This is a genomic window from Pseudomonas sp. RU47, assembly GCF_004011755.1.
Classification (GTDB): domain Bacteria; phylum Pseudomonadota; class Gammaproteobacteria; order Pseudomonadales; family Pseudomonadaceae; genus Aquipseudomonas.
Genome location: NZ_CP022411.1, coordinates 1196896 through 1222434, shown reverse-complemented (window position 1 = coordinate 1222434; position 25539 = coordinate 1196896). Strand labels below are relative to the sequence as shown.

Annotated in this window: 22 protein-coding genes and 1 pseudogene; 7 read left to right on the top strand and 16 right to left on the bottom strand. The window is 59.3% G+C overall.

The window, feature by feature from the left end:
- Positions 1–219 precede the first annotated feature (219 nt).
- The gene (locus CCX46_RS05405; protein WP_127925960.1) at positions 220–1848 is read left to right on the top strand and encodes a glucan biosynthesis protein D; all 1629 of its coding nucleotides are present in this window, start codon (positions 220–222) and stop codon (positions 1846–1848) included.
- Positions 1849–2056: 208 nt separating this feature from the next.
- Here CCX46_RS05405 and CCX46_RS05400 read toward each other — a convergent pair whose 3' ends face one another.
- From CCX46_RS05400 to CCX46_RS05390, 3 genes are all read right to left on the bottom strand, one after another.
- On the bottom strand, positions 2057–3163 hold the full coding sequence (locus CCX46_RS05400) for an NADH:flavin oxidoreductase/NADH oxidase (RefSeq protein ID WP_095119340.1): 1107 nt from the start codon (positions 3161–3163) through the stop codon (positions 2057–2059).
- A 268-nt stretch (positions 3164–3431) separates the two neighbouring features.
- The gene (gene recJ / locus CCX46_RS05395) at positions 3432–5141 is read right to left on the bottom strand and encodes a single-stranded-DNA-specific exonuclease RecJ (RefSeq protein ID WP_127925959.1); all 1710 of its coding nucleotides are present in this window, start codon (positions 5139–5141) and stop codon (positions 3432–3434) included.
- A 55-nt stretch (positions 5142–5196) separates the two neighbouring features.
- Complete coding sequence (locus tag CCX46_RS05390) at positions 5197–5739, bottom strand: YaeQ family protein (protein WP_007908961.1); 543 nt, start codon at positions 5737–5739, stop codon at positions 5197–5199.
- Between the two features lie 146 nt (positions 5740–5885).
- On the opposite strand from CCX46_RS05390, the gene CCX46_RS05385 reads away from it, so the two are divergent.
- Both CCX46_RS05385 and CCX46_RS05380 read left to right on the top strand, forming a co-directional pair.
- Positions 5886–7085 carry a CaiB/BaiF CoA transferase family protein gene (locus CCX46_RS05385; RefSeq protein ID WP_127925958.1) on the top strand — a complete coding sequence of 400 codons (1200 nt, stop codon included), beginning with the start codon at positions 5886–5888 and terminating at the stop codon, positions 7083–7085.
- On the top strand, positions 7012–7992 hold the full coding sequence (locus CCX46_RS05380; protein WP_174245044.1) for a TIGR02285 family protein: 981 nt from the start codon (positions 7012–7014) through the stop codon (positions 7990–7992). The genes CCX46_RS05385 and CCX46_RS05380 overlap by 74 nt, the downstream gene beginning before the upstream one ends.
- 176 nt (positions 7993–8168) lie before the next feature.
- Here the strand turns inward: CCX46_RS05380 and CCX46_RS05375 are convergent, their stop codons facing one another.
- The 7 genes from CCX46_RS05375 to xerD all read right to left on the bottom strand — a co-directional run bounded on the left by CCX46_RS05375 (position 8169) and on the right by xerD (position 15473).
- Positions 8169–8450 carry a DUF3509 domain-containing protein gene (locus CCX46_RS05375; RefSeq protein ID WP_127925957.1) on the bottom strand — a complete coding sequence of 94 codons (282 nt, stop codon included), beginning with the start codon at positions 8448–8450 and terminating at the stop codon, positions 8169–8171.
- A 166-nt stretch (positions 8451–8616) separates the two neighbouring features.
- Complete coding sequence (locus CCX46_RS05370) at positions 8617–9024, bottom strand: response regulator (protein WP_127925956.1); 408 nt, start codon at positions 9022–9024, stop codon at positions 8617–8619.
- 116 nt (positions 9025–9140) lie between these two features.
- On the bottom strand, positions 9141–10514 hold the full coding sequence (locus CCX46_RS05365) for a transporter substrate-binding domain-containing protein (protein WP_127925955.1): 1374 nt from the start codon (positions 10512–10514) through the stop codon (positions 9141–9143).
- Between the two features lie 120 nt (positions 10515–10634).
- Complete coding sequence (thrC, locus tag CCX46_RS05360; protein WP_127925954.1) at positions 10635–12044, bottom strand: threonine synthase; 1410 nt, start codon at positions 12042–12044, stop codon at positions 10635–10637.
- Positions 12045–12153: 109 nt separating this feature from the next.
- Positions 12154–13458 (bottom strand): homoserine dehydrogenase, encoded by a 1305-nt coding sequence (locus CCX46_RS05355; protein WP_007908972.1) that lies wholly within the window; start codon positions 13456–13458, stop codon positions 12154–12156.
- 131 nt (positions 13459–13589) lie between these two features.
- Positions 13590–14321: a bifunctional protein-disulfide isomerase/oxidoreductase DsbC gene (dsbC, locus tag CCX46_RS05350; RefSeq protein WP_007908974.1), complete on the bottom strand. Its 732-nt coding sequence runs from the start codon at positions 14319–14321 to the stop codon at positions 13590–13592.
- A gap of 255 nt (positions 14322–14576) precedes the next feature.
- Positions 14577–15473, bottom strand: a complete 897-nt coding sequence (gene xerD / locus CCX46_RS05345) for a site-specific tyrosine recombinase XerD (protein ID WP_038357750.1) — start codon at positions 15471–15473, stop codon at positions 14577–14579.
- 108 nt (positions 15474–15581) lie between these two features.
- Between xerD and CCX46_RS05340 the strand changes: the two are divergent.
- Positions 15582–17389, top strand: a pseudogene (locus tag CCX46_RS05340) (cation:proton antiporter).
- A gap of 118 nt (positions 17390–17507) precedes the next feature.
- On the opposite strand, the gene CCX46_RS05335 reads toward CCX46_RS05340, so the two are convergent.
- From CCX46_RS05335 to ffh, 6 genes are all read right to left on the bottom strand, one after another.
- Positions 17508–17921, bottom strand: coding sequence for an acyl-CoA thioesterase (locus tag CCX46_RS05335; protein ID WP_127925953.1), 414 nt, complete (start codon positions 17919–17921; stop codon positions 17508–17510).
- A 91-nt stretch (positions 17922–18012) separates the two neighbouring features.
- Positions 18013–18363, bottom strand: coding sequence for a 50S ribosomal protein L19 (rplS, locus tag CCX46_RS05330; RefSeq protein WP_003175895.1), 351 nt, complete (start codon positions 18361–18363; stop codon positions 18013–18015).
- 45 nt (positions 18364–18408) lie between these two features.
- On the bottom strand, positions 18409–19161 hold the full coding sequence (gene trmD / locus CCX46_RS05325) for a tRNA (guanosine(37)-N1)-methyltransferase TrmD (protein ID WP_008081628.1): 753 nt from the start codon (positions 19159–19161) through the stop codon (positions 18409–18411).
- A gap of 2 nt (positions 19162–19163) precedes the next feature.
- A complete protein-coding gene (gene rimM / locus CCX46_RS05320; RefSeq protein WP_064393256.1) occupies positions 19164–19700 on the bottom strand; it encodes a ribosome maturation factor RimM in 537 nt (178 codons plus the stop codon).
- A gap of 5 nt (positions 19701–19705) precedes the next feature.
- Positions 19706–19957, bottom strand: coding sequence for a 30S ribosomal protein S16 (rpsP, locus tag CCX46_RS05315; RefSeq protein ID WP_003198088.1), 252 nt, complete (start codon positions 19955–19957; stop codon positions 19706–19708).
- A 251-nt stretch (positions 19958–20208) separates the two neighbouring features.
- Positions 20209–21585, bottom strand: coding sequence for a signal recognition particle protein (ffh, locus tag CCX46_RS05310; RefSeq protein WP_008081630.1), 1377 nt, complete (start codon positions 21583–21585; stop codon positions 20209–20211).
- 210 nt (positions 21586–21795) lie between these two features.
- Here ffh and CCX46_RS05305 point away from each other — a divergent pair, with 210 nt between their 5' ends.
- The 3 genes from CCX46_RS05305 to CCX46_RS05290 all read left to right on the top strand — a co-directional run bounded on the left by CCX46_RS05305 (position 21796) and on the right by CCX46_RS05290 (position 25481).
- Entirely contained in the window at positions 21796–22608 is an 813-nt protein-coding gene (locus CCX46_RS05305) for a cytochrome C assembly family protein (protein WP_038357737.1), read from the top strand.
- 12 nt (positions 22609–22620) lie between these two features.
- Entirely contained in the window at positions 22621–23862 is a 1242-nt protein-coding gene (locus CCX46_RS05300; RefSeq protein ID WP_127925952.1) for a transporter associated domain-containing protein, read from the top strand.
- A 302-nt stretch (positions 23863–24164) separates the two neighbouring features.
- Positions 24165–25481: an MFS transporter gene (locus CCX46_RS05290; RefSeq protein ID WP_127925950.1), complete on the top strand. Its 1317-nt coding sequence runs from the start codon at positions 24165–24167 to the stop codon at positions 25479–25481.
- Positions 25482–25539: the final 58 nt, after the last annotated feature.

Genomic DNA, 25539 nt, shown 5'->3' with positions numbered 1-25539 from the left:
GTAAATCAGAAATTCCCGTAAGACTTTTAACCGACATGTCTTGTTTCATTGACACACTCGCGCAGTGAATCAACGAATTTTGCATTGCGAGCGAACGGTTTAAGCTAGCGGGTATCTGTTTATAGTCCGTTGCGTTTGGCCGAAGGCATGTCCGAACCGTTATTTCTGATCCAGCACGTGCCAGGAACGGCGCGGGATTGCACACGACAGGTTGTATTTATGCACCGCAGGAATTTGCTCAAAGCGTCCATGGCCATTGCGGCTTACACCGGTCTTTCGGCCACTGGCCTGCTGGCTACCCGCGCGTGGGCGGCCAGTGGCGGCGCCGCTGATGGCGAGGCGCAGGCGTTCGATTTCGAGGCGCTCAAGCGCCAGGCCAAGCAGCTCGCTGGCAGCGCCTATCAGGACACTAAACAGGTGCTGCCGCCGACGCTGGCGACCATGACTCCGCAGAATTTCAATGCGATCCGTTACGACGGCGACCATTCGTTATGGAAGGAAAACAAAGGCCAGCTCGACGTGCAGTTCTTCCACGTCGGCATGGGTTTCCGCCAGCCGGTGCGCATGTACAGCGTCGACCCGAAGACCCGCACTGCACGCGAAGTGCATTTCCGCCCGACGCTGTTCAACTACGAGAACACTTCGGTCGACACCCAGCAACTCAAGGGCGATCTGGGTTTTGCCGGCTTCAAGCTGTTCAAGGCACCGGAACTGGATCGCCATGACGTGGTGTCGTTCCTCGGCGCCAGCTATTTCCGTGCGGTGGATGCGACTGGCCAATATGGCCTCTCCGCTCGCGGTCTGGCGATCGACACTTATGCGAAGAAACGCGAAGAATTCCCTGACTTCACCAAGTTCTGGTTCGAGACCCCGGACAAGAACGCCACGCGTTTTGTGGTCTATGCCCTGCTCGACTCGCCGAGCGCGACCGGTGCTTACCGCTTCGACATCGATTGCCAGGCCGAGCGCGTGGTGATGGAGATCGATGCGCACATCAACGCGCGCACCGCGATCGAGCAACTGGGCATCTCGCCGATGACCAGCATGTTCAGCTGCGGCAACCACGAACGCCGCATGTGCGACACCATCCATCCGCAAATCCACGACTCGGATCGCCTGGCCATGTGGCGCGGCAACGGCGAGTGGATCTGCCGTCCACTGAACAACCCGGCGACCTTGCAGTTCAACGCGTTTGCCGATACCGATCCGAAAGGTTTCGGTCTGGTGCAGACCGACCACGAGTTCGCCAACTACCAAGACACTGTCGACTGGTACAGCAAACGCCCAAGTCTATGGGTAGAACCGACCACCGCGTGGGGCGAAGGCTCTATCGATCTGCTGGAAATTCCTACCACCGGCGAGACCCTCGATAACATCGTGGCGTTCTGGACACCGAAAAAACCGGTGGCTGCCGGCGATTCGCTGAACTACGGCTACAAGCTTTACTGGAGCGCACTGCCGCCGGTGAGTACGCCGTTGGCGCGGGTGCAGGCAACCCGTTCGGGCATGGGCGGTTTCGTCGAAGGCTGGGCCCCGGGCGAGCATTATCCGCCGGTGTGGGCACGTCGTTTTGCCGTGGACTTCACCGGCGGCGGGCTGGATCGATTGCCACAGGGCACCGGGATTGAGCCAGTGGTGACGTGCTCGAACGGTAAGGTGCAGGACTTCAGCGTGCTGGTGCTGGATGACATCAAGGGTTACCGGATTCTGTTCGATTGGTACCCGACCAATGACAGCGTGGAGCCGGTGGAGCTGCGGTTGTTTATTCGCACCAATGACCGCACGTTGAGCGAGACCTGGTTGTACCAGTACTTCCCGCCGGCGCCGGACAAGCGTAAGTACCCTTGAGGATTCTCTAGCGTTTGGGCAGGCCTCTTCGCGAGCAGGCTCGCTCCCACAGTTGATCTCGGCCGATCACAAAAGTCATGACCGGCATTGATTCAATGTGGGAGCGAGCCTGCTCGCGAAGTCGGCCCAGGCAATACAACATTCAGCAGACAAAAAACAAAGCCCCGGCCATCACTGACCGGGGCTTTTTTGCTTTACCGCTACCGACTCAATCGCGCAAATCAGACTCATGAATCGGCTGATCACGATGAGTCGCACGCTGATACTGCGCCGGCCACACCGCTTTGCGTCCACCCAGATCATCGTCGGCATGCAGCGGCCAGTACGGATCACGCAACAGCTCGCGGGCAAGGAAGATAATGTCGGCCTGACAGGTGCGCAGAATGTGCTCGGCCTGCGCCGGCTCGGTAATCATTCCCACAGTGCCGGTGGCGATGCCTGACTCTTTGCGTACGCGTTCGGCGAAACGCGTCTGATAACCCGGCCCGACGGGGATTTCAGCGTTGGCCGCCGTCCCGCCCGACGATACGTCGATAAGATCGGCGCCCAGAGTGTGCAGACGTCGCGCCAGCTCCACGGTTTCGTCCGGATTCCAGCCGTCTTCCACCCAGTCAGTCGCCGACACGCGAACAAACACCGGCAACTCCTCAGGCCAGACCGCCCTCACCGCTTCAGTGACTTGCAGCACCAGACGAATGCGGTTTTCAAACGAACCACCGTACTGATCGCGGCGTTGATTACTCAACGGCGAGAGAAACTGATGCAACAGATAACCATGCGCCGCATGCACCTCAACCACACTGAAACCGGCCTTCAACGCGCGTTTCGCGGCATCGACAAAGGCCTGAATGACGTCAGCAATCTGCCCTTCGTCGAGCTGTTTCGGTTGAGTGTGTTGCGGGTCGAAGGCAATCGGCGACGGCCCGACCGGGGTCCAGCCGCCATCATCGGGTTTAACGCTGCCATGCTTGCCGATCCATGGCCGATGGGTGCTGGCCTTGCGCCCGGCGTGGGCCAGTTGAATACCGGCGACCGCGCCTTGGGACGTAATGAATCGGGTGATGCGCTGTAGAGGTTCGATCTGTTCGTCGTTCCACAGGCCAAGGTCTTCGGCGGTGATCCGTCCGTCGGCCGTGACCGCCGTGGCTTCGGTGAAGACCAGACCGGCGCCGCCCACCGCACGACTGCCTAAGTGCACCAAGTGCCAGTCGTTGGCCAGGCCATCGACGCTGGAGTACTGGCACATCGGTGACACGGCGATGCGGTTGGGCAGGGTCAGTTGGCGCAGGGTGAAGGGTTCAAGCAGCAGACTCATGGGGCACCTCTCAAATCAGTGGGCAGGCTCCAGGGTTCTGTTTGAATAGTCGACGAGTGACAGGAAAAATGTGCAGCACCCGCCCCCGCGGGCAAAAAATTCGACAAGACGTCACAAGGCCAATCAAGCAGTGCTTAGAGCCTAGTCGACAACGGGGGATGAGGGAGGGTTCAGAGTGATTCTGTGTGTGAAAGTCCGCCTTCGCGAGCAGGCTCGCTCCCACAAGGACAACACCGTACCTGTGGGAGCGAGCCTGCTCGCGAAGGGCTTAGCGCGGTTCGATGTGGGCAATCATCAACTGAACCGTCTCATTCCCACGAAACTCATTAACGTCGAGCTTATAAGCCAGTTCAACCCACTTGATTGTCGGATTCGGCCAGATATCCCGGTCAATACCAAACGCAATACCGTCCAGCTTCACCGAGCCACATTCGCTCTTCAGCACCACTTTGAGGTGCCGCTCGCCGACCACCCGCTGTTCGACCAACTGAAACACACCATGAAACAGCGGCTCCGGGAAGTGCTGCCCCCAAGGCCCGGCGTGGCGCAGTGCGCGGGCCAGTTCGAGGTGGAACTCTTCAACCGCCAGCGTGCCATCGGTCAGCATGCGCCCGGTCAGGTCGTCTTCGCGAAGTTGCCTACGCACTTCGGCGTCGAATGCTTCAGCGAAAAGCGGAAAATTCTCTTGCGGCAAGGTCAGTCCGGCCGCCATTGCGTGGCCACCGTATTTGGCGATCAGGTTCGGATGCTGCGCCGCGACCACACTCAGGGCATCACGAATATGGAAGCCCTGAACAGAGCGGCCGGAGCCCTTGAGCAAACCATCGCCCGCATCGGCGAAGGCAATGGTCGGGCGGAAATAACGCTCTTTCATGCGTGACGCGAGGATGCCGATCACGCCCTGGTGCCACTCCGGATCGAACAGGCACAGACCAAACGGCATCGACTCGACCGGCAATTCCTTGAGCTGCGCCAGCGCTTCACGCTGCATGCCCTGCTCGATGGATTTGCGGTCCTGGTTCATGCCGTCGAGTTGCGCGGCCATTTCCCGGGCCAGATTGGCGTCGGCGGTGAGCAGGCATTCGATGCCCAGACTCATGTCATCCAGACGCCCGGCGGCATTCAGGCGCGGGCCGACGATAAAACCCAGATCCGTGGAGGTAATGCGTGCAGCGTCACGCTTGGCCACTTCAAGGATCGCTTTGATCCCCGGCCGTGCGCGACCGGCGCGAATTCGCTCAAGACCCTGATGCACCAGAATCCGGTTGTTGGCGTCCAGCGGCACCACGTCGGCAACGCTGCCCAGCGCCACCAGATCCAGCAGTTCACCGATGTTCGGCTGCGGCTTGTTCTCGTACCAGCCGAGGCTGCGCAAACGCGCGCGCAACGCCATCAACACATAAAAAATCACCCCGACACCGGCCAGTGCCTTGCTCGGAAACTCGCAACCGGGCTGATTCGGATTGACCAGCGCATCGGCCAGTGGCAGTTCATCGCCGGGCAAGTGGTGGTCGGTGATCAGCACTTTGAGGCCATGGCGTTTGGCGGCGGCCACGCCTTCGACGCTGGAGATGCCGTTGTCCACGGTGACCAGCAAATGCGGCTCGCGGGTCATCGCAACTTCGACGATTTCCGGGGTCAGGCCATAGCCATATTCAAAGCGGTTCGGCACCAGATAATCGACATGTGCGGCACCGAGCAAACGCAAGCCAAGCATGCCAACCGTGCTGGCCGTCGCACCGTCCGCATCGAAGTCGCCGACGATGAGGATGCGCTGGCGTTGCTCCAGCGCCGTCACCAGCAAGTCCACCGCCGCATCAATGCCCTTGAGCTGCTGAAACGGGATCAACCGCGCCAGGCTCTTGTCCAGTTCTGCCTCGGATTGCACGCCCCGCGCCGCATACAGGCGGGTCAGCAGTGGCGGTATATCACCGAGAAAGGGCAGAGTGGCAGGCAGTTGACGAGGTTCGATACGCATGGGGTGACGGAGACTTCTCTTTAATACGTGGGGTTAATCAGTTGAGGGCGCAGGATCAGCCGCGCTCACCTTGCAGCCATTGCAACTGGACTTCGTGCTGACCACGGTCGTCGGTGACGAAGATCGTCCCTTCGCTGATCATCACGTCCCACTTGATGACGCGGGGCATGTCCTTGGCCAGCGTCTCCAGCACTTCCTGCGGGACGGCGGCGATGTTGACGTTCTTCAGGTTCTTGATCGCCGGGATCACTTTGGTTTCCCAGACGCGCAGGCTGCCATAGGCCAGCAGGCTGGTGCGCTCGGTGCGACGCGAGCACCAGGTCAGACGGTCGGCGTCTGGCTGGCCGACTTCGATCCAGTGCAGAACACGGTCGTCCAGGCTCTTTTCCCACAGCGCGGGTTCGTCCACGTCTGACAGACCGCGACCAAACGACAACTGCTCGTTGTACCAGAGGGCGTAGGCCAGCAGGCGCACGGTCATGCGCTCTTCGGTTTCCGAAGGGTGACGGGCGATGGTCTGCTTGACGCTCTCGTAGACACTGCGGTCGAGGTCGGTGAGGTTCAGTTCAAACTTGTAGGTAGTGGACGGCTGGGCCATGAACGGGCTTCTTGATACGAGGAAAGTCGGCAAGTCTAACCGATGCGGTAGGCAATCATCGAATTGATGGCGATCAACCTGCGGCGTCTGACAGCCGGCTATGTTAAAACGCTGTATCTGCTTAGCCTTGTCCTACAGGATTCAGTATGCCGTTCGCCAACAAACCGCTCAGCGGTGTGAAAGTCATAGAATTGGGTACATTGATTGCCGGGCCGTTTGCCTCGCGTATTTGCGGCGAGTTCGGCGCTGAAGTGATCAAGATCGAGTCGCCAGACGGCGGTGATCCCTTGCGCAAATGGCGAAAACTGTACGAAGGCACGTCGCTGTGGTGGTTCGTTCAGGCGCGCAATAAAAAGTCGCTGACGCTGAACCTCAAACACGCTGACGGCTTGGCGATCCTGAAAAAACTTCTCAGCGAAGCCGACATCCTCATCGAGAACTTCCGCCCCGGCGTGCTGGAAAAGCTTGGCCTGAGCTGGGAAACCCTGCACGCGCTGAACCCGAAACTGGTGATGGTGCGCCTGTCCGGTTTCGGTCAGACCGGACCAATGAAAGATCAGCCAGGCTTCGGCGCAGTTGGCGAGTCCATGGGCGGTCTGCGCTACATCACCGGTTTCGAAGACCGGCCGCCGGTGCGCACCGGCATTTCCATCGGCGATTCGATTGCCGCGCTGTGGGGCGTGATCGGCGCGTTAATGGCGCTGCGTCATCGCGAAGTCAACGGCGGCCTTGGCCAAGTAGTTGACGTGGCGTTGTACGAAGCGATTTTCGCGATGATGGAAAGCATGGTGCCGGAGTTCGATGTATTCGGTTTTATCCGCGAACGCACCGGCAACATCATGCCGGGCATTACACCCTCTTCGATTCATACCAGCGCTGACGGCAAACATGTGCAAATCGGCGCCAACGGTGACGCGATCTTCAAACGCTTCATGCTGATCATCGGCCGCGACGATCTCGCCAACGATCCGACGCTGGCCAGCAACGACGGACGCGATAATCGCCGCGACGAGCTGTATGGCGTGATTGATCGCTGGGTCAATTCGCTGCCATTGCAAACCGTGCTCGACCTGCTCAATCAAGCCGAAGTACCGGTCAGCCGGATCTTCAGCGCCGAGGACATGTTCAACGATCCGCAGTACCTGGCCCGGGAGATGTTCCTGCAGGCCAAACTGCCCGACGGCAAAGATTTCAAGATGCCGGGCATTGTGCCGAAACTCTCTGAGACACCGGGCAGTTCAGAATGGGTCGGGCCGCAATTGGGTGAACACAATGCGCAGGTACTTCACGACCTTGGCTACGACGAGCAACAGATCGCCAAGCTGCGCGAAGACGGAGCCATTTAAGCTGAAACGTCGGCCGCCATCGCACGCCAACCGCGCCCATCATTGGTGGACGTGGCGGCTGTTCGGCCTGTTGTTTTTGCTCGTCCTGTCGACGGGAGCGCAGGCGAAGCCGACGCTCATATGGCTGCTGCGCGACTTGCCTCCACTGACCATTTTCGAAGGTCCGAAAAAGGGTCAGGGGGTGATTGACCAACTGATGCCGTTGCTGATCGCCGGCATGCCGCAATACGAACACACGCTGATGCGGGTCAATCGCGCCCGTGGTCTGCAGATGCTTCATGAAAACCCGTTTGCCTGTGATCCCGCACTGCTGTGGAACAAGGAGCGCGCGCAGTGGGTTGCGTATTCGATTCCGGCGATCCGCGCCGTGAGCAATGGTCTGGTGGTGCGCCTGCAAGATCGCTCGGTCCTTGAACCTTATCTGGTGGACGGCGAAGTCGACCTGTCGGCGTTGCTGACCGCCACCGACAGAAAAGTCGGCGTGGTCGCTGAGCGCAGTTATGGCGAATTTATCGACAACATTCTGCATCAGGCACCCAGCGGCGCACTGACGCCCCATTACGGTAACGAGGCACTGACCAATCTGCTGTCGATGCAGCGTCTGGGCCGGCTGCAGGTGGTGCTGGGTTACTGGCCGGAAATCCGCTATCAGGCCAGGCAGGCGCAGATCGCCGAGGATGAACTGGAGTTTTATCCGATTCGCGGCACGGGAAAATATCTCTCAGGCTACGTGGCGTGTTCCGACACCACCCAGGGACGCCAGGCCATCAGCGAGATCAACCAACTGCTGCGCACCCTGCCCCACGAGCATCTCAATCAGCTCTACGCCGCATGGCTGGACCCCGAGCGACAAGCGGATTATCTGGAACAGGCCCGCGCGTTCTTCGAACGCCAGGCCGCGCAGTAGGCAAATCGCAGACAAAAGAAACCCCGAGAAGTGGGGAGACGACTCGGGGTTAAACGTGGCCTACATAAAGACCAGTAGCAGCAAGCGACAAGCACCGGAGCACAATGCTTGATCCTGCTGTTACGGGGTCTGACTGACAGGGATGCAGGAAGGTTCCCACAAAAAATATTTCATCTTTACAGCGCCGCACGTTTATCCAGTGCCGCGTTGCGCAATGCCGCGATCACACAAGGCTCCAGCCGTCCTTCAGCGATCAGCACGTCACGGTGCAAGCCGTCGACGACGTCGGTCAGCTGCCGCTTGTCGTTGAGTTGCGCGTGATTGAATTCGCGTTCCACCACAATGGCGCCGCTGCTGTTCTTCAAGGTCAACAGGCATTCGCCATGGCAACCGCTTGGAGACAACGAAACCTGATACGGGCTCAGAGCCTCACCGAGCAATAGACTGATACTTTCCATCTCGATCTCCACTCAATAGTCCGAAAACTGTGTGCCTGGGGCGTGTTCACAATAAATGACCACCGGCCCGAGAAGAAAGTTCTGCATACCGATCGCCCCCACCCTGGAGTGTCACCGGTCTGTCAGAGCATGCACGGCGAAGATGACAGTAAAATAACGGCCCTCGTCAAATCCCGAGCGGTGGCGAAGCAGCGATCAGGTAACTGTCGAGCAAACCGCGCATGAGCACCGCCGACACCGGGGTTTGCAGACGCCCCAGCAGCCGCAGGTGGTGCTCGCACAGCAAGGGTTCGAGATCGTTCAGCAGGCTCGGCGCGACCGTTCCCAGCAGGATCAGTGCACGCGCCTCATGCTGAACCGCCAGATGATGGATCAGCGCCAGACCATCGCCACCCTTGAGCTGCGGATCGCAAATCGCAATGTCGACCACGCCACGATGGCTCAGCGAAGACAGGGCCGATGCCAGCGACGGCGCCGTCAGTACGTCATAGATGCCAATGGCATTGAGCATTTGATGCAATGCCATCAGCTGGAACGGATTGGGTTCAAGTATCAGGACTTTAAGCGAGCGCATAAGCGACCTCTGAAGCGACAATCGCGGACTCTCACCGCAGTGGTTGTCACTCTAGGGCAGCCGTCCTAAGCCTCCCATCGGAAAAGTAGCCGCGTCGTATAGGACATTTCCCATCTTCAATGCGGACATCGACACCCGCTCTCTGTGCGACGCTGAGTGATGTCCGTCCAGCCACCCAAAAGCCCGCGCAGTTGACCGTCGGCACTGTAGAACGGCACCGTCCACTGATACACCTCACGGGGACCGCTATTGAATTGCAATCGCCGTTTGCTGAAACGTGATTTGCGCGTGCGCAATTGCACCATGAACTCGTCGTGCAGCATCAGCGCCGTCGCCTCGGGCAACGCATCGACTTCGATCAGCAATCGGCCCAGCACCTGATCCAGTCGCACCGATAACGCCTCCTCACAGCTGCGATTGCACATGATCAGCCGCCCTTGCAGATCACGGACGAATACTGGGTCCGGCATGGAGTCGATCAATGCATGCTGGAATGCGAGTTGATCGCCCAGATCCTTTTCCGCCACGCGCCGCAGTTTGATCACCGCTGTCAGTCGCCGATTCCACACCAGCGACAGCAGACCGAACACGCCAAGTCCGCCCATGCCCCAGCAACCCCATTCGAGCAGCTGCTGCCAGAACGACGGCACCGGCGCCGGCGCAATACCTTCCAGCCACTTCAGGCGGATCGCCCGCAGTTCCGCCGCAGGAAATGCCTCAAGGGCCTTGTTGAGAATACTCAGCAGCACTGGCATGCCTTTGCGTACAGCGAGGTTATCGGCCTCCCATTTGCCTTCGACCAGCCCGCCTACCTTGAGCAAGCCCAAGGGATAAAGCTGCGCACCGATTTCGTTTTCGATGGTGGCGTAGGCCTCACCGCTTTCGACCAGCGCCCGCGCCTCGGCATAAGTCTTGACCGAGCGGATCTCGATCGAGGGAAAGTCACGCCTGATCATGTCTTCCAGCGCATGCCGGGCCGGCAACACCAGCACTCGTTTGCTCAACTGCTCGAACGATTCCAGCCGGGGCGCGTCAGCACGACCGACGAACACCCAGCCCGCGCCACCGAATGCGTGACTGTAATCCAGAAACGTCTTGCGCTCTTCGCTCATGGCCAGGGTCGTACTGATATCCGCCGCCCCACTCTCGAGGCGTTCGAGCATGTGATCGGTGGAAAACGACTCCTGATGCACGAACTGCAGCCCGGTCATTGCCGTCACACGCTTGAGCACATCGTTGTTCAAACCGCTCCACTGCCCATGCTCATCCTGAAACAGATACAACGGGTACTGCACCGACGTCACCGTCACCTTGGGATTGTCGCGAATCCATTGACGCTCGTGCGCGGCCAACTCGATCGGCTGGACCTTGAACGCCACGGCATCGTCGTGCAACGCCAATTGCGCCGCCACACTGCTGCGCGTCAAAGCCAGCAATCCGAACAAGAACAGTCCACTCAGTGCCGGTTTCAAACCTCTATAAAACAGCATTGCCACTTCCTTCGTGATCGACTCACCCGTCCTTCGTGGGTGAAAACCCGAGCAGTGTGGCAGCAGAAACAAAAAAGCCCGTCAGGAGACGGGCTTCAAAATGTGACAGCTTTTACGGGCTTAAAGCGGCTTGCCGCGGTTGCCATGCTGGCTGACAAAGGCTTGCACGGCTTTCAGCTCATTTGGCAGAACGGTGCAGCGCTCGTTTCGCTCAAACAAATCAGAAAGATGTGCAGGTAGCTCGAGCGCTTTTCCTACACCGGCTTTCTCCACTGCATCCGGGAATTTCACCGGGTGGGCGGTGCCGAGGATGACCATCGGGATGTCCAGGCTGCGTCGGCATTCGCGCGCAGCTTTGACGCCAATGGCGGTGTGCGGATCCAGCACTTCGCCGGTCTGCTCGTAGACTTCGGCGATGGTTTCGCAGGTCTGCGCGTCATCCACGGCCAGCGAGTCGAACAGTTTGCGCGCTTCGGTCCAGCGCTCTTGCTCGACGCTGAAACCGCCGCCCTGCTTGAACGAGTCCATCAGGCCGGCAATCGCTGCACCGTTGCGACCGTGCAGGTCGAACAGCAGGCGTTCGAAGTTCGACGAGACCATGATGTCCATCGACGGCGACAGCGTGGCGTGCAGGGTTTCCTTGACGTACTGATTGCCGCTCATGAAGCGGTGCAGGATGTCGTTGCGGTTGGTGGCGACGATCAACTGGTTGATCGGCAGGCCCATGTTGCGGGCCAGGTAACCGGCGAAGATGTCGCCGAAGTTACCGGTTGGCACCGAGAACGATACCGAACGCGCCGGGCCGCCCAACTGCAGGGCGGCGTGGAAGTAGTAAACGATCTGGGCCATGATCCGCGCCCAGTTGATCGAGTTCACCGCGACCAGACGCGTGCCTTTGAGGAAGCTCTGGTCGGCGAAACTCGCCTTGACCATTTCCTGGCAGTCATCGAAGTTGCCTTCGATGGCGATGTTGTGGATGTTCTCGCCGAAAATCGTGGTCATCTGGCGACGCTGCACTTCAGACACACGGTTGTGCGGGTGCAGGATGAAGATGTCGACGTTTTCGCAATGCTTGCAGCCTTCGATGGCGGCCGAGCCAGTATCACCGGAGGTGGCGCCGACGATCACTACGCGCTCACCGCGTTTTTCCAGCACGTAGTCGAGCAGACGACCGAGCAGTTGCAGGGCGAAGTCCTTGAACGCCAGGGTCGGGCCGTGGAACAGCTCCAGCACCCATTCGTTGCAGTTCAGCTGACGCAGCGGCGCCACGGCGCTGTGGGCGAACACACCGTAGGTTTCTTCGAGAATCTTTTTGAAATCGGCATCCGGGATGCTGCCGGTGACGAACGGGCGCATGACGCGGAAAGCCAGTTCGTGATACGGCAGGCCGGCCCAGGAAGCGATTTCTTCCTGGGTGAAACGTGGCAGGTTTTCCGGAACGTACAGACCGCCGTCGGTCGCGAGACCGGCCAGCAGGACGTCTTCGAAATTCAGGGCCGGTGCCTGGCCGCGGGTACTGATATATCGCATAAGGGCAAACCTTCGGTTTGGGCCTCAAGCTACGAGCTACAAGCTGCAAGTAAAAGCCAGACCGCTTTTCTCTTGCCGCTTGCAGCTCGAAGCTTGCAGCTGCTTCTGTTTAGTTCAGGTGCTCGACGCGGATCCGTACAACCGGACCATTGACGCCGGCCAGCGCTTCGAGGGCGGCGATGGCATCGTTGATGCGCTGCTCGACCACGCGGTGGGTCAGCAGGATCATCGGCACCAGACCGTCGTGTTCCTCGACTTCCTTCTGCATGATCGACTCGATGTTGATGCCGCGCTCCGAGAGGATGCTCGCCACCTGAGCCAACACACCCGGATGGTCCTTGGCCTGAATGCGCAGGTAGTACGCGCTTTCGCAGGCTTCGATCGGCAGGATCGGATGGGCCGACAGCGAATCCGGCTGGAAGGCCAGATGCGGCACGCGGTTTTCCGGATCGGAAGTCATCGCGCGAACCACGTCGACCAGATCGGCGATCACCGACGAAGCGGTTGGCTCCATGCCGGCGCCAGCGCCGTAGAACAGCGTCGAACCGGCGGCGTCACCGTTGACCATCACTGCGTTCATCACGCCGTTGACGTTGGCGATCAGACGATCGGCCGGGATCAGTGTCGGGTGTACGCGCAACTCGATACCGGCGGCAGTGCTGCGCGCCACGCCGAGGTGCTTGATGCGGTAGCCCAGCGCTTCGGCGTAGTTGACGTCAGCGGTGGTCAGTTTGGTGATGCCTTCGGTGTAAGCCTTGTCGAATTGCAGCGGAATGCCGAACGCGATGGAGGCCAGAATTGTCAGCTTGTGCGCGGCGTCGATGCCTTCAACGTCGAAGGTCGGATCGGCTTCGGCGTAACCCAGTGCCTGCGCTTCGGCCAGCACGTCTTCGAAGGTACGGCCTTTCTCGCGCATTTCGGTGAGGATAAAGTTACCGGTGCCGTTGATGATCCCGGCGACCCAGTTGATGCGGTTGGCGGACAGGCCTTCACGGATCGCCTTGATCACCGGAATGCCACCGGCCACGGCCGCTTCGAACGCCACGATCACGCCTTTCTCGCGAGCCTTGGCGAAAATTTCATTACCGTGAACGGCAATCAGAGCCTTGTTCGCGGTGACCACATGCTTGCCATTCTCGATGGCCTTGAGTACCAGCTCGCGGGCAACGGTATAGCCGCCCATCAGCTCTATGACGATGTCGATCTCAGGGTTCGTGGCCACTTCGAAGACATCGTTGGTAATCGCAATACCGGTCGTCTGGAACTGAGGCTTTGGCGTGCGCATGGCAATTTGTGCCACTTCGATTCCACGCCCGGCACGACGAGCAATTTCCTCGGCGTTGCGCTGAAGTACGTTGAAGGTACCGCCACCGACGGTCCCTAACCCACAGATGCCTACTTTGACCGGATTCACTGTGAACTCCCCATAAAACGGCCGACGCGGGGTCGGCCGGAAAACAACCGCGTGCTCGCGGCTCTCTATTAATGGCCCGGCGATGTCGCTGCCTGACCATGATCGTCACGGCTGACCGTGACGATGCGAATTTACTTCGCGCCCAGCGCCAGTTTGGCGACTTGTGGCGCAGGCTGGTAGCCCGGAATCACTTGTCCGTCGGCCAAAACGATGGCCGGTGTGCCGTTCACGCCGATCGACTGACCGAGGGCGAACTGCTTGGAAACCGGGTTATCGCATTTGGCGGCCTTGATTTCCTTGCCATCGACCATTTTGTCCATGGCGGCTTTCTTGTCTTTCGAGCACCACACGGCTTGCAGTTGCTCGTCACCCGGCGAGTTCAAACCCTGGCGCGGGAAGGCGACATAGCGCACTTCGATGCCGCGCTTGTTCAGCTCAGGCACTTCGGCGTGCAGCTTGTGGCAGTACGGGCAGGTGGTGTCGGTGAACACGGTGATGTGCGATTTGGTTTCGCCCACGGCCGGGTAGACCACGGTTTCGGCAACCGGAATGGCATTGATCAGCTTGGAGATGCCCAGGCGTTCGGTCTTCTCGGTCAGGTTGACCGGTTTGCCGTCCTTGAGCTGAAACAGGTAGCCCTGCACGATGTACTGGCCATCGGCACTGGCGTAGAGCACGCGGCTGCCCTTGAGCTTGACTTCGTACATGCCTGGCAACGGGCTGGCACTGATACTTTCTACCGGAACCTCGAGTTCGAGTTTTTCCAGGCTTTGACGAATGGCTTTGTCGGCCGCGTCATCGGCGACGGCAAAGGTGCTGACCAACGCAATGGCTGCGGCGGCGAAAATCTGGGTCAGACGCATGAGAACTCCTGAAGGCGGACAAATGGAACGATCAGAACGCCCGTGCCGGAACACCGGGTCATAACCGTCCATCGTGCAAACCGGCAAAGCCTAACACATAAGGCCACGGTGGCCGAATGCGCCTGTCGCCATAGATTTTGAGAGCACTGAAGAACCCGTAGGAGTGAGCCTGCTCGCGATAGCGGTCCTTCATTCAGCACTGTGTTGTGAGGAATACCGCTATCGCGAGCAGGCTCACTCCTACAGGGACTTTTTTCAGCCGCGCGGGTGGTGTTTGGCGTGCAGGTCCTGCAATCGAGCGCGGGCGACGTGGGTGTAGATCTGCGTAGTAGAGAGGTCACTGTGGCCGAGCAGCATCTGCACCACACGCAAATCCGCGCCGTGGTTGAGCAGGTGCGTGGCAAACGCGTGACGCAAGGTGTGCGGCGACAGCGATTTGCCGATCCCGGCAACCTTGGCCTGATGCTTGATCCGGTGCCAGAAGGTCTGGCGAGTCATCTGCTCGCCGCGCTGACTGGGGAACAGCACATCACTGGGCCGGCCACCGAGCAGTTCGCCGCGACCGTCACGCATATAGCGCTCGACCCAGACAATTGCCTCCTCGCCCATCGGCACCAACCGCTCCTTGCTGCCCTTGCCCATCACCCGCAACACACCTTGACGCAGGTTGACCTGTTCCAGCGTCAGGCTCACCAACTCGGTCACGCGCAAACCACAGGCGTACAACACTTCCAGCATGGCGCGGTCACGCTGGCCGATCGCTTCGCTCAGATCCGGTGCTTTGAGCAGCGCCTCGACATCGGCTTCCGACAGGGATTTGGGCAATGGCCTACCGAGTTGCGGCATGTCGACGCGCAATGTCGGGTCAACGCTGATCAGCTTTTCCCGCAACAGATAGCGATAAAAGCCACGCACACCGGAGAGAAATCTCGCAGTCGAACGCGGTTTGTAGTTCTGCTCCAGCCGCCAGGCCAAGTGATCGAGGATCAACTCGCGTCCGGCATTGATCAGTTCCAGGTTCTTCTCCTGCAACCAGCCATTGAACAGCGCCAGATCACTGCGATAAGCGCCACGGGTATTATCGGACAGGCCTTTCTCCAGCCATAAAGCGTCGAGGAATTGATCAATCAGCGGATGGTCGATGGCAGGCATGGGCGCTCAAGTCACACAGCCTCAAAGACTGTGCGCAAATGTAGAGTGAACTGTAGGAATGGGCGCTAGTCTTTCATAGCCCGCTATTTCAAGGAACAGGGAGCTTCAATGAACGAGCAGCAAATTCTCTTGGCGTTTGGCGGGATTGGCGCGGCGGCACTGGGTTGCCAATGGCTGGCCTGGCGCCTGAAGTTGCCAGCGATCCTGTTTCTGTTGCTGACCGGCATTCTGGTCGGCCCGGTGCTGGGCTGGCTTGATCCGCAGGAAATGTTTGGCCCACTGCTGATGCCGCTGGTGTCACTGGCGGTGGCGCTGATTCTGTTCGAAGGCAGCCTGACGCTCCACCTCTCGGAGTGGAAGGAGATCGGTAGCGTCGTCCATCGCCTGGTAACCATCGGTGCGATCTCGACCTGGGTCGTCATCGCGGTCGCCACGCATTTCCTGCTCGGCTTCGACTGGATGCTGGCCATTCTGTTCGGCAGCCTGACGCTGGTGACCGGCCCGACAGTGATCGTGCCGATGCTGCGTGTGGTGCGGCCGAAAGCCTCGATCGCCAACATTCTGCGCTGGGAAGGCATCGTCATCGACCCGATCGGCGCGCTCCTCGCCGTGGTGGTTTACAGCTTCATCATTGCCAGCGCCGAAGGCCATGGTCTCAAGCAGAGCCTGTTCACCTTTGGCGGCGTGATTCTCTGCGGCGCTGCGTTCGGCATTCTCGGTGGCTGGCTGCTCGGCACGGTGATCCGCCGGCAATGGCTGCCGGAATATCTGCATAACCTCGCCTCGCTGGCGGCGGTGCTGGGGATTTTCATTACCTCCAACGCAGTGATGCACGAGTCCGGTCTGCTGGCGGTAACGTTGATGGGCATGTGGCTGGCGAACATGAAGGGCGTGGATGTGCGGCACATCCTGCACTTCAAGGAAAACCTCAGCGTGCTGCTGATTTCCGGACTGTTCATCTTGTTGGCGGCGCGCCTGGATTTGTACGCGCTGATCGGACTGGGGCCGCTGGTGCTGATTCTGCTGCTGGTAATCCAGTTGATTGCCCGGCCGCTGAACGTGTTGCTCAGCACAGCTGGTTCCAGCCTGAGCTGGCGTGAGCGTGCATTGCTGTGCTGGATCGCGCCACGCGGGATCGTCGCGGCGGCGGTCTCGGCGATTTTCGCGATTCGCCTGCATGAAGCCGGGCATGAAGGTGCATTGCTGCTGGTGCCGCTGACGTTTGCGGTGATCATCGGCACTGTTGTGCTGCAGAGTGCGACTGCGCGACCACTTGCACGACTGCTCAAGGTCGCGGAGCCAGCGCCGAGTGGATTCCTGATCGTCGGCGCCAACGGCCCCGCGCGGGAGCTGGGCAAATCGCTGCAGCAACTGGGCAGCCGCGTGCTGTTGACCGATTGAGTTGGGAAAATATTCGCGCGGCGCGGATGGAAGGCTTGCCGACATATTTCGGCAACCCGGCCTCGCAACATGCCGATGCGCATCTGGATCTGGTCGGGCTGGGGCATTTGCTGGCGCTGTCGCCGTCGGGCGAACTCAATACTCTGGCGGCGATGCGCTTTCGGCATGATTTCGGCCATCAACGCTTGTTTGGTCTGGCCAGCGGTCATGAGAGCCGGCGTAGCGACAAACACCGCGCCAGCCTTGAGCATCGCGGCAATCAGTTGGGTAGCGAGGCATTCACTTACGCGAAGCTGGCCAGCCAGATGGGCCAGGGTTCAGAGTTGTACAGCACGACGCTGACAGATGGATTTGGCTGGGAGGATTACCGGGCGCTGCATGGCAATCGCGCCACGTTGTTGTTCATGCGCGATGACAGTGGCTGGGTGCATGTGGTGACGCCGGAGACGGCGTTGAAGCCTGGGGCGGGGTGGACGCTTCTGGCGTTGATTCAGCCGGAGACTTCCAGCGCCTGAGCTGACGCCTTCGCGAGCAGGCTCGCTCCCACAGGTTCTATGCCGGACACAAATTTTGTGTTCACCCCGATCACTGTGGGAGCGAGCCTGCTCGCGAAGGGCGCGACGCGGTTTTTGATCAGGCCGCAAAACCCGGCAGCACCGGCACCGGCCGCTTGTCATCATCAATGGCAACAAAGCTGAACTGCCCATGAATCGCCTTCTCGCGACCATCACTGCTCATGCTTTCGACAAACACTTCCACTTCGACCTTGAGGCTGGTATTGCCGACCTTGATCACCTTCCCGACCAACTCGACGATGGAGCCGGCCGGGATCGCATGATTGAAGTCGATGCGGTCGGTGGACACGGTCACCAGCGGCAACCGGCAGAAGCGCGTGGCGGTGATGAACGACACTTCGTCCATCCATGCCAGCGCGGTGCCGCCGAACAGGGTGTTGTGGTGGTTGGTGGTCGGCGGGAAGACGGCTTTGGTTACGCGAGTCACCGAGAGTTCGGTGCGGCGCTGGATTTCCTGGTCGCGGGTGGTCATGGTTCTGGCCTGAAACGAAAGTACGGTGAATAAATTGCAGGCAACAAAAAAGCAGCCCGTAGGCTGCTTTTTTCTGCATCGGAAGCTGGACTTAAGCCAGTTTTTCCTTGATGCGAGCTGCTTTACCCGACAGATCGCGCAGGTAGTACAGCTTGGCTTTACGTACGTCACCGCGACGTTTAACAGCCATGCTGTCGATCTGCGGGGAGTAGGTCTGGAAAGTACGTTCTACGCCAACACCGTTGGAGATTTTACGAACGGTGAACGCACTGTTCACGCCGCGGTTACGCTTGGCGATTACAACGCCTTCGAACGCTTGCAGACGGGAACGATCGCCTTCCTTCACTTTCACCTGAACGACAATAGTGTCGCCTGGGGCGAAGGTAGGGATTTCTTTGGTCATCTGCTCTGCTTCGAGTGCAAGGATGATTTTGTTGGTCATGCTGTGCTCCTAAGGTAAATCGTTCGATCTACCATCGATACGTTGTTAACTATCGTCCCGCTCGCGGATGTATTCCTCGAGCAGCTTCTTCTCTTCTCCAGAAAGCGAGCGGCTTTCCAGAAGATCGGCGCGTCGTTCAAAGGTCCTACCAAGGGACTGCTGTAAACGCCAACGCCGGATATGCGCGTGATTGCCACTCAGCAACACGTCGGGAACACGCTGATCCGCATACACCTCAGGTCGGGTGTAGTGCGGGCAATCCAGCAGACCATCCGTAAAGGAATCTTCCTCAGCGGAATCCGCATGCCCTAAAGCTCCAGGCAGCAGTCGTGTAACCGCATCGATCAGGACCATCGCCGGCAGCTCGCCGCCAGACAGTACATAGTCACCAATCGACCACTCTTCATCGACATGAGCCTCAATAAAGCGCTCGTCAATGCCTTCATAGCGGCCGGCAATCAGGATCAATGCATCCGATTGTGCCAGCTCGCGTACCGCCGACTGAGTCAGTTGACGGCCTTGGGGGGACAGGTAAATCACCTTCGCCGCCTCCCCGGCTGCTGCCTTGGCCTGAACCAGAGCATCTTCCAGGGGCTTGATCTTCATCACCATGCCCGGACCACCGCCAAACGGGCGATCGTCCACAGTGTGATGCCGATCCGTCGTGTAATCTCGCGGATTCCAACAGGTCAGCTGCAAGAGCCCCTGTTTGACCGCACGACTGGTGATGCCGTAGTCGCCGATGGCGGAAAACATTTCGGGAAACAAACTGATCACTTCTACGCGCAAATTAGCCACGTTTAGAAGTCCGCGTCCCAATCCACCTTCATCTCGCCCGCTGCCAGGTCGATGGCCAACACGCATTGCTCCGTATAGGGCAACAGACGTTCGCGATCATCCAGGCTGCCAGCGCAAGGCTTGACGACCATTACATCATTGGCGCCGGTTTCCAGAAGATGATCGATTTTCCCGAGCAGTTGCCCGAGCGTGTCGATGACCTTCAGACCTTCCAGCTGGTACCAGTAGTACTCACCGTCGGTCAATTCAGCGAACAGATTGCGCGGCACGCAGATCTCGTAACCGGCCAGAAGACGAGCTTCTTCACGATCATCAAGACCCTTGAGCTTTGCGACCAGGAACTTGTCGCTCCCGCGTCCACTGACCAGCTCGACCTGTTTGACATTGCCTTCGCGCTTGAGCGTCCAGGTTTTGTACTGCAACAGGTTTTCAGTCGGATCAGTAAAGGAATAAACCTTCACTTCGCCGCGAACGCCATGAACAGAATAAATTTTGCCAATAACGATCAAATCATCGGCAACAGCAGGCGTCGCGTTCATATTGCTCAGGCCGCAGCCTTTGCAGATTCCTTCAGCAACTGAGCAACACGCTCAGAAGGCTGTGCACCAACGCTCAGCCAGTAGGCTACGCGCTCTTGGTTCACGGACAGACGAACTTCCTGACCACGGGCAACAGGGTTGAAGAAACCAACCTGTTCTTTGTGGGAGCCGTCACGCGGGTTACGCGAGTCGGTTACGGTCAGGTGGTAAAACGGGCGCTTTTTGGAGCCGCCAAGGGCAAGACGGATTGTTAGCATGTGAACATCGTTCCTGTAGTCGGTGCTGCAAATCTAAATGCACAGCGGGCATGGGTGCCCGAAAGGCCGCATATTCTAAGGAATATCCGGACTTTTGCAAATGACTTTTTCCGGCGCCTATGGCATGCCGTGCAGATCTGCATATAGAGCCGTCGATGAAAACGGCCAGTCAGCTCCCGCCGAGTGCGGGTTTGCTGTTGATCCTGCGTCCTTGCAGGGTCTGCGCCGGTGCGACGACCGGCGCGGATTCTTTACATCTTTGGCATGCCGCCGCCGGGCAACATTCCGCCCATGCCGCGCATCATTTTCGCCATTCCGCCCTTGGCGGTGAATTTCTTCATCATCTTCTGCATCTGCTTGTGCTGCTTGATCAAGCGGCCGATGTCCTGCACCTGAGTGCCGGAACCCATGGCGATACGACGTTTGCGCGAACCGCTGATCAGCTCAGGGTCGCGGCGCTCGGCCGGGGTCATGGAATTGATGATGGCTTCCATCTGTTTGAATTGTTTCTCTGCGGCGTTCTGGGCGTTGCCCATTTGCGACAGGTTGACGCCGCCGATGCTCGGCAGTTTGTCCATGAGCCCGCCGAGGCCGCCCATGTTCTTCATCTGTTGCAGCTGATCGCGGAAGTCTTCGAGGTCGAAGCCCTTGCCCTTCTTCAGCTTCTTGGCCAGTTTGTCGGCCTTGTCCTTGTCGAGGGTCGCTTCAGCCTGTTCGATCAGGCTGAGCACGTCGCCCATGCCGAGAATACGCGAGGCAATACGCTCAGGGTGGAACGGATCGAGCGCTTCGCTCTTCTCGCCCATACCGATGAACTTGATCGGCTTGCCGGTGATAGCACGTACCGACAATGCAGCACCGCCACGGGCGTCGCCGTCGACCTTGGTCAGGATCACACCGGTCAGCGGCAGCGCATCCCCGAAGGCCTTGGCCGTGTTGGCGGCGTCCTGGCCGGTCATGGCGTCGACCACGAACAGGGTCTCGACCGGGTTGATCGCGGCGTGCAGCGCCTTGATCTCGCCCATCATCTCTTCGTCGATGTGCAGACGACCGGCGGTGTCGACGATGACCACGTCGATGAACTTCAGTTTTGCTTCTTTAATAGCTGCGGTGGCGATGTCGACCGGCTTCTGGCTCAGGTCGGACGGGAAGAACGTCACGCCGATGTCGTTGGCCAGGGTTTCCAGCTGTTTAATAGCAGCCGGACGATAAACGTCCGCCGACACGACCATGACCGACTTCTTCTTGCGCTCTTTAAGGAAGCGCGCCAGTTTGCCGGCGGTGGTGGTTTTACCGGCGCCCTGCAGACCGGCCATCAGAATGACGGCTGGCGGTACGGCGCTCAGGTTCAGATCTTCGTTGGCCGCGCCCATCAGGCTTTCGAGTTCAGCCTGGACGATCTTCACGAATGCCTGGCCCGGCGTCAGGCTGCGCGACACCTCGGTGCCGACAGCGCGCTCCTTGACCGAATTGACGAAGTCCTTGACCACCGGCAGGGCGACGTCGGCTTCGAGCAACGCCATGCGCACTTCACGCAGGGTGTCTTTGATGTTGTCCTCGGTCAGCTTCGCCTTGCCGGTGACATGGCGCAGCGTCTGCGAGAGACGGTCGGTTAAGTTTTCAAACATTGCGCGATCCTTTCAGGCCCTGTGTAGACCGGGATAATGGCGGCCCAGACCGGAATCAACATGTGCTCGGCGAGCCTGCGGCGTGGGCAGGTCGCGGATTATAGCGAAGACTGCGGCTGGCGGACACCTCGCTGTCAGCTTCCTGAGTCTTTCGTGCCATGGCGGTTCTATGCCAAACTCAGCCCCTTTCGGGCTTGCCTAACAGGATTTATGCTCCCCTTGTCACCGAGTTTGCTGACCACCCTCGCCGCCGCCCTTCTATATGCCGCTGCGACCCTTTATCAGAGCACCCGCTTGGCCACCGGCGCCAAGGCGAACAAGCGCCTGCTGGTTAGCCTCGGCGCTCTCGCCGTGGTAGCCCACGCCGCCAGCCTGCTCACCCACTTGCTGACACCCATCGGTCTGGGCCTGGACTTCTTCAGCGCCTCCAGCCTGATTGCGGCGGCGGTGATCGCCCTGACGCTGATCGCCTGCTCGCGCATTCCGGTGGAAAACCTGCTGGTGCTGCTGTTCCCGCTCGGTGCGGTCACTGTACTGCTCGCGCAGTTCGCGCCGACCGGCACGGTGCAGATCATCGATGAAGAGCCAGGCATCCTTGCGCACATTCTGTTGTCGATCCTCGCCTACGGCATGTTCACCATCGCGGTGTTCCAGGCTTTGCTGCTTTTGGTGCAAGACCACCAGCTCAAGCACAAGCATCCGTCCGGGCTGATCAAGAATTTCCCGCCGCTGCAAACCATGGAAAGCCTGCTGTTCGGCTTCCTCTGGGCTGGCTGGACGCTGCTGTCGCTGTCGCTGATTTCCGGCTGGCTGTTCGTCGAGAACCTGTTCGCCCAGCATCTGGTACACAAGACCCTGCTGGCCTGCCTGGCGTGGATCGTGTTCAGCGTGCTGCTGTGGGGCCGCAACCGTCTCGGCTGGCGCGGTCACAAGGCGATTCGCTGGACCCTCGCCGGTTTCTGCCTGCTGATGTTGGCGTATTTCGGCAGCAAACTGGTTCGTGAATACATCCTGCACATCTGACGGGCGGCATAAATGGACGGTTTGCCCTTAGGGCCGATGCTCGCGGTGTTTGTCCTGCTGATTTTGTGGTCAGGGCTGTTTACCGCCGTCGAAATCGCGCAACAGCACCTGCTTGCGCAACGCACCGCCTCGCGCGCCAGCGACAAACCGCTGGCGAAGCTGAGCTTTCCGCTCGATAGCCTGATCCTCTGCAACACCTTGTGCCGTGCGCTCGCCGTGGTGATTGCGACGCTGCTGGCGATTTTTCTCTGCGAAGAAAACGGCCCGTGGGCGGCATGCCTCGGTGCTGGCGCAATCCTGCTGGTGTTTGCCGATTATTTTCCACGTACCGTCGCCCAACGGTATCCCGATGCGGTGCTGGCGTTCGGCAATACATTGCTGGCCGTGCCGCTGAAGATTGTTTATCCGTTTGCCTGGTTGTTCAGCCGTATCAGCGGCTTGCTGATGAGTCCATTTGCTCGCAAAGTTCAGGTCGTGCAGCAAAGCGAAGATGACTCGCCCGCCGATCGCTACGACGATCCAGAGCATCCAGTGCGCGCGCACCCGGTCTCAGGCATTCATGCGCTGGACAACATTACGGTCAATGACATTCTGGTGCCGCGCAGTGACGTCGACGGCATCAACCTCGACGATTCGATCGACGAGATCATCGAACAGCTACGCCACAACAAGCGCACGCGCCTGCCGGTGTTCCACAGCGACATCAATCAGGTTGAAGCGGTGCTCAACACCCGGCAGATCCGACATTTGCTGAACAATGGTGATTTGACCCGCGAGGCGCTGCTGGCGGCGAGTTACGAGCCTTACTTCGTGCCGGAAAGCACACCGCTGCAACTGCAGTTGCTGAATTTTCACAAGCAGCAGCGCCGACTGGGCATGGTGGTCGACGAGTACGGCGAAGTGCTCGGCATCGTCACGCTGGAAGACATTCTCGAAGAAATCGTTGGCGAATTCGAAAGCGAGCACAGCATCGATAATCCGCACATTCATCCGCAGGGCGATGGCCGCATGGTCATTGACGGTGCCGCGTCGATCCGCGAATTGAACAAGTGTTTGGGCTGGCATTTGCCGAGCGATGGTCCGAAAACGCTGAATGGTCTGGTGACTGAGGCGTTGGAGACTATTCCGGAAAGTGCGGTTTGCTTGAAGATCGGGCGTTATCGTCTAGAGATTCTCGAGACTGAAGAGAACCGGGTTAGCAAAGTGCTGATTTGGCATACCTCTTCTGTGCCTGCTTTGGTGCCTGCCAGGTAAAAGATCAAAAGATCGCAGCCTTCGGCAGCTCCTACAGGGGAACGCATTCCAAATGCAGGACCTGCCGAAGGCTGCGATTTTTTGCTCTTGTTTGATTGTTAGCCCCCTTCCTATAATCGGAACGCTTACCCAAGCCCCGCCGAACCTTGTGCTTACCCCGCGCACACCAGGTTTCGGCCATTTGCGCTGTACTCCGGCGACTGTTCCTACCTGAAGCAGCGACCGCGCCTCATCCCACATCCCTGGGTGTTCGACCATAATAATTCGCTCCAATGGAGCTCATGACTGTCAGGGATCACCGCATGACAACCAGTACCGCTATCAGCGACACCGCGCCTGCCCAACCGACCAATTCCGCCACCCGCGTGGCGACGGCGAGTTTTATCGGCACCGCGATCGAGTTCTATGACTTCTATGTTTACGCCACCGCGGCTGCGCTGGTGATCGGGCCAGTGTTCTTTCCACAGACCTCCGGCACCGCGCAGATGCTTTCGGCGTTCCTTACCTTTGGTATCGCATTTCTGGCGAGGCCACTGGGCTCGGCGTTGTTCGGCCACTTTGGTGACCGCATCGGGCGCAAATCGACGCTGGTCGCATCCTTACTCTTGATGGGCGTGTGCACGACACTGATTGGCGTGCTGCCGGGTTATGACAGCATTGGCGCCTGGGCACCGATTCTGCTGTGTGTGCTGCGTTTCGGCCAAGGTTTGGGATTGGGTGGTGAATGGGGCGGTGCCGCCCTGCTCGCCACGGAAAACGCGCCGAAAGGCAAACGTGCGTGGTTCGGCATGTTCCCGCAGCTTGGGCCTTCGATTGGTTTTCTCGCAGCCAACGGCTTGTTCCTGACACTGGCCATGACCCTCAATGACGAGCAGTTCCGCAGCTGGGGCTGGCGGATTCCGTTTCTGCTCAGTGCCGTGCTGGTGATGGTTGGCCTGTATGTGCGTCTGAAACTCCACGAAACGCCAGTTTTCGCCAACGCCATCGCCCGTCAGGAGCGGGTGAAAGTGCCGCTGGTCGAGCTGTTCAGCCAGTATTGGGCGCCAACCCTGCTGGGCGCGGCGGCTATGGTGGTGTGTTATGCGCTGTTCTATATCTCGACGGTGTTTTCCCTGAGCTACGGGGTTTCCACGCTCGGCTATAGCCGCGAAACGTTCCTTGGCCTGCTGTGTTTTGCCGTGCTGTTCATGGCCGCCGCCACGCCGCTGTCGGCTTGGGCGAGCGACCGTTATGGGCGCAAACCGGTGCTGATCATCGGTGGTGTGCTGGCGGTTCTTTCCGGTTTTCTGATGGAGCCGTTGCTGACTCAGGGCTCGACCTGGGGTGTGGCGCTGTTTCTGTGCATCGAGCTGTTTTTGATGGGCGTGACGTTTGCACCGATGGGCGCATTGTTGCCTGAGCTGTTTCCGACCCACGTGCGTTATACCGGTGCTTCGGCGGCGTATAACCTGGGCGGCATTGTCGGAGCCTCGGCGGCGCCGTTCTTTGCGCAGAAACTGGTGGCGATGGGGGGGCTGAGTTATGTCGGCGGGTATGTATCGGCGGCGGCGGTGCTGAGTTTGATTGCGGTGCTGTGTTTGAAGGAAACCCGCAATAACGACCTGAATCAGATTGCCTGACAGATCGCTATCGCGAGCAGGCTCACTCCTACAGGGGAACGTATTCCAACTGTAGGAG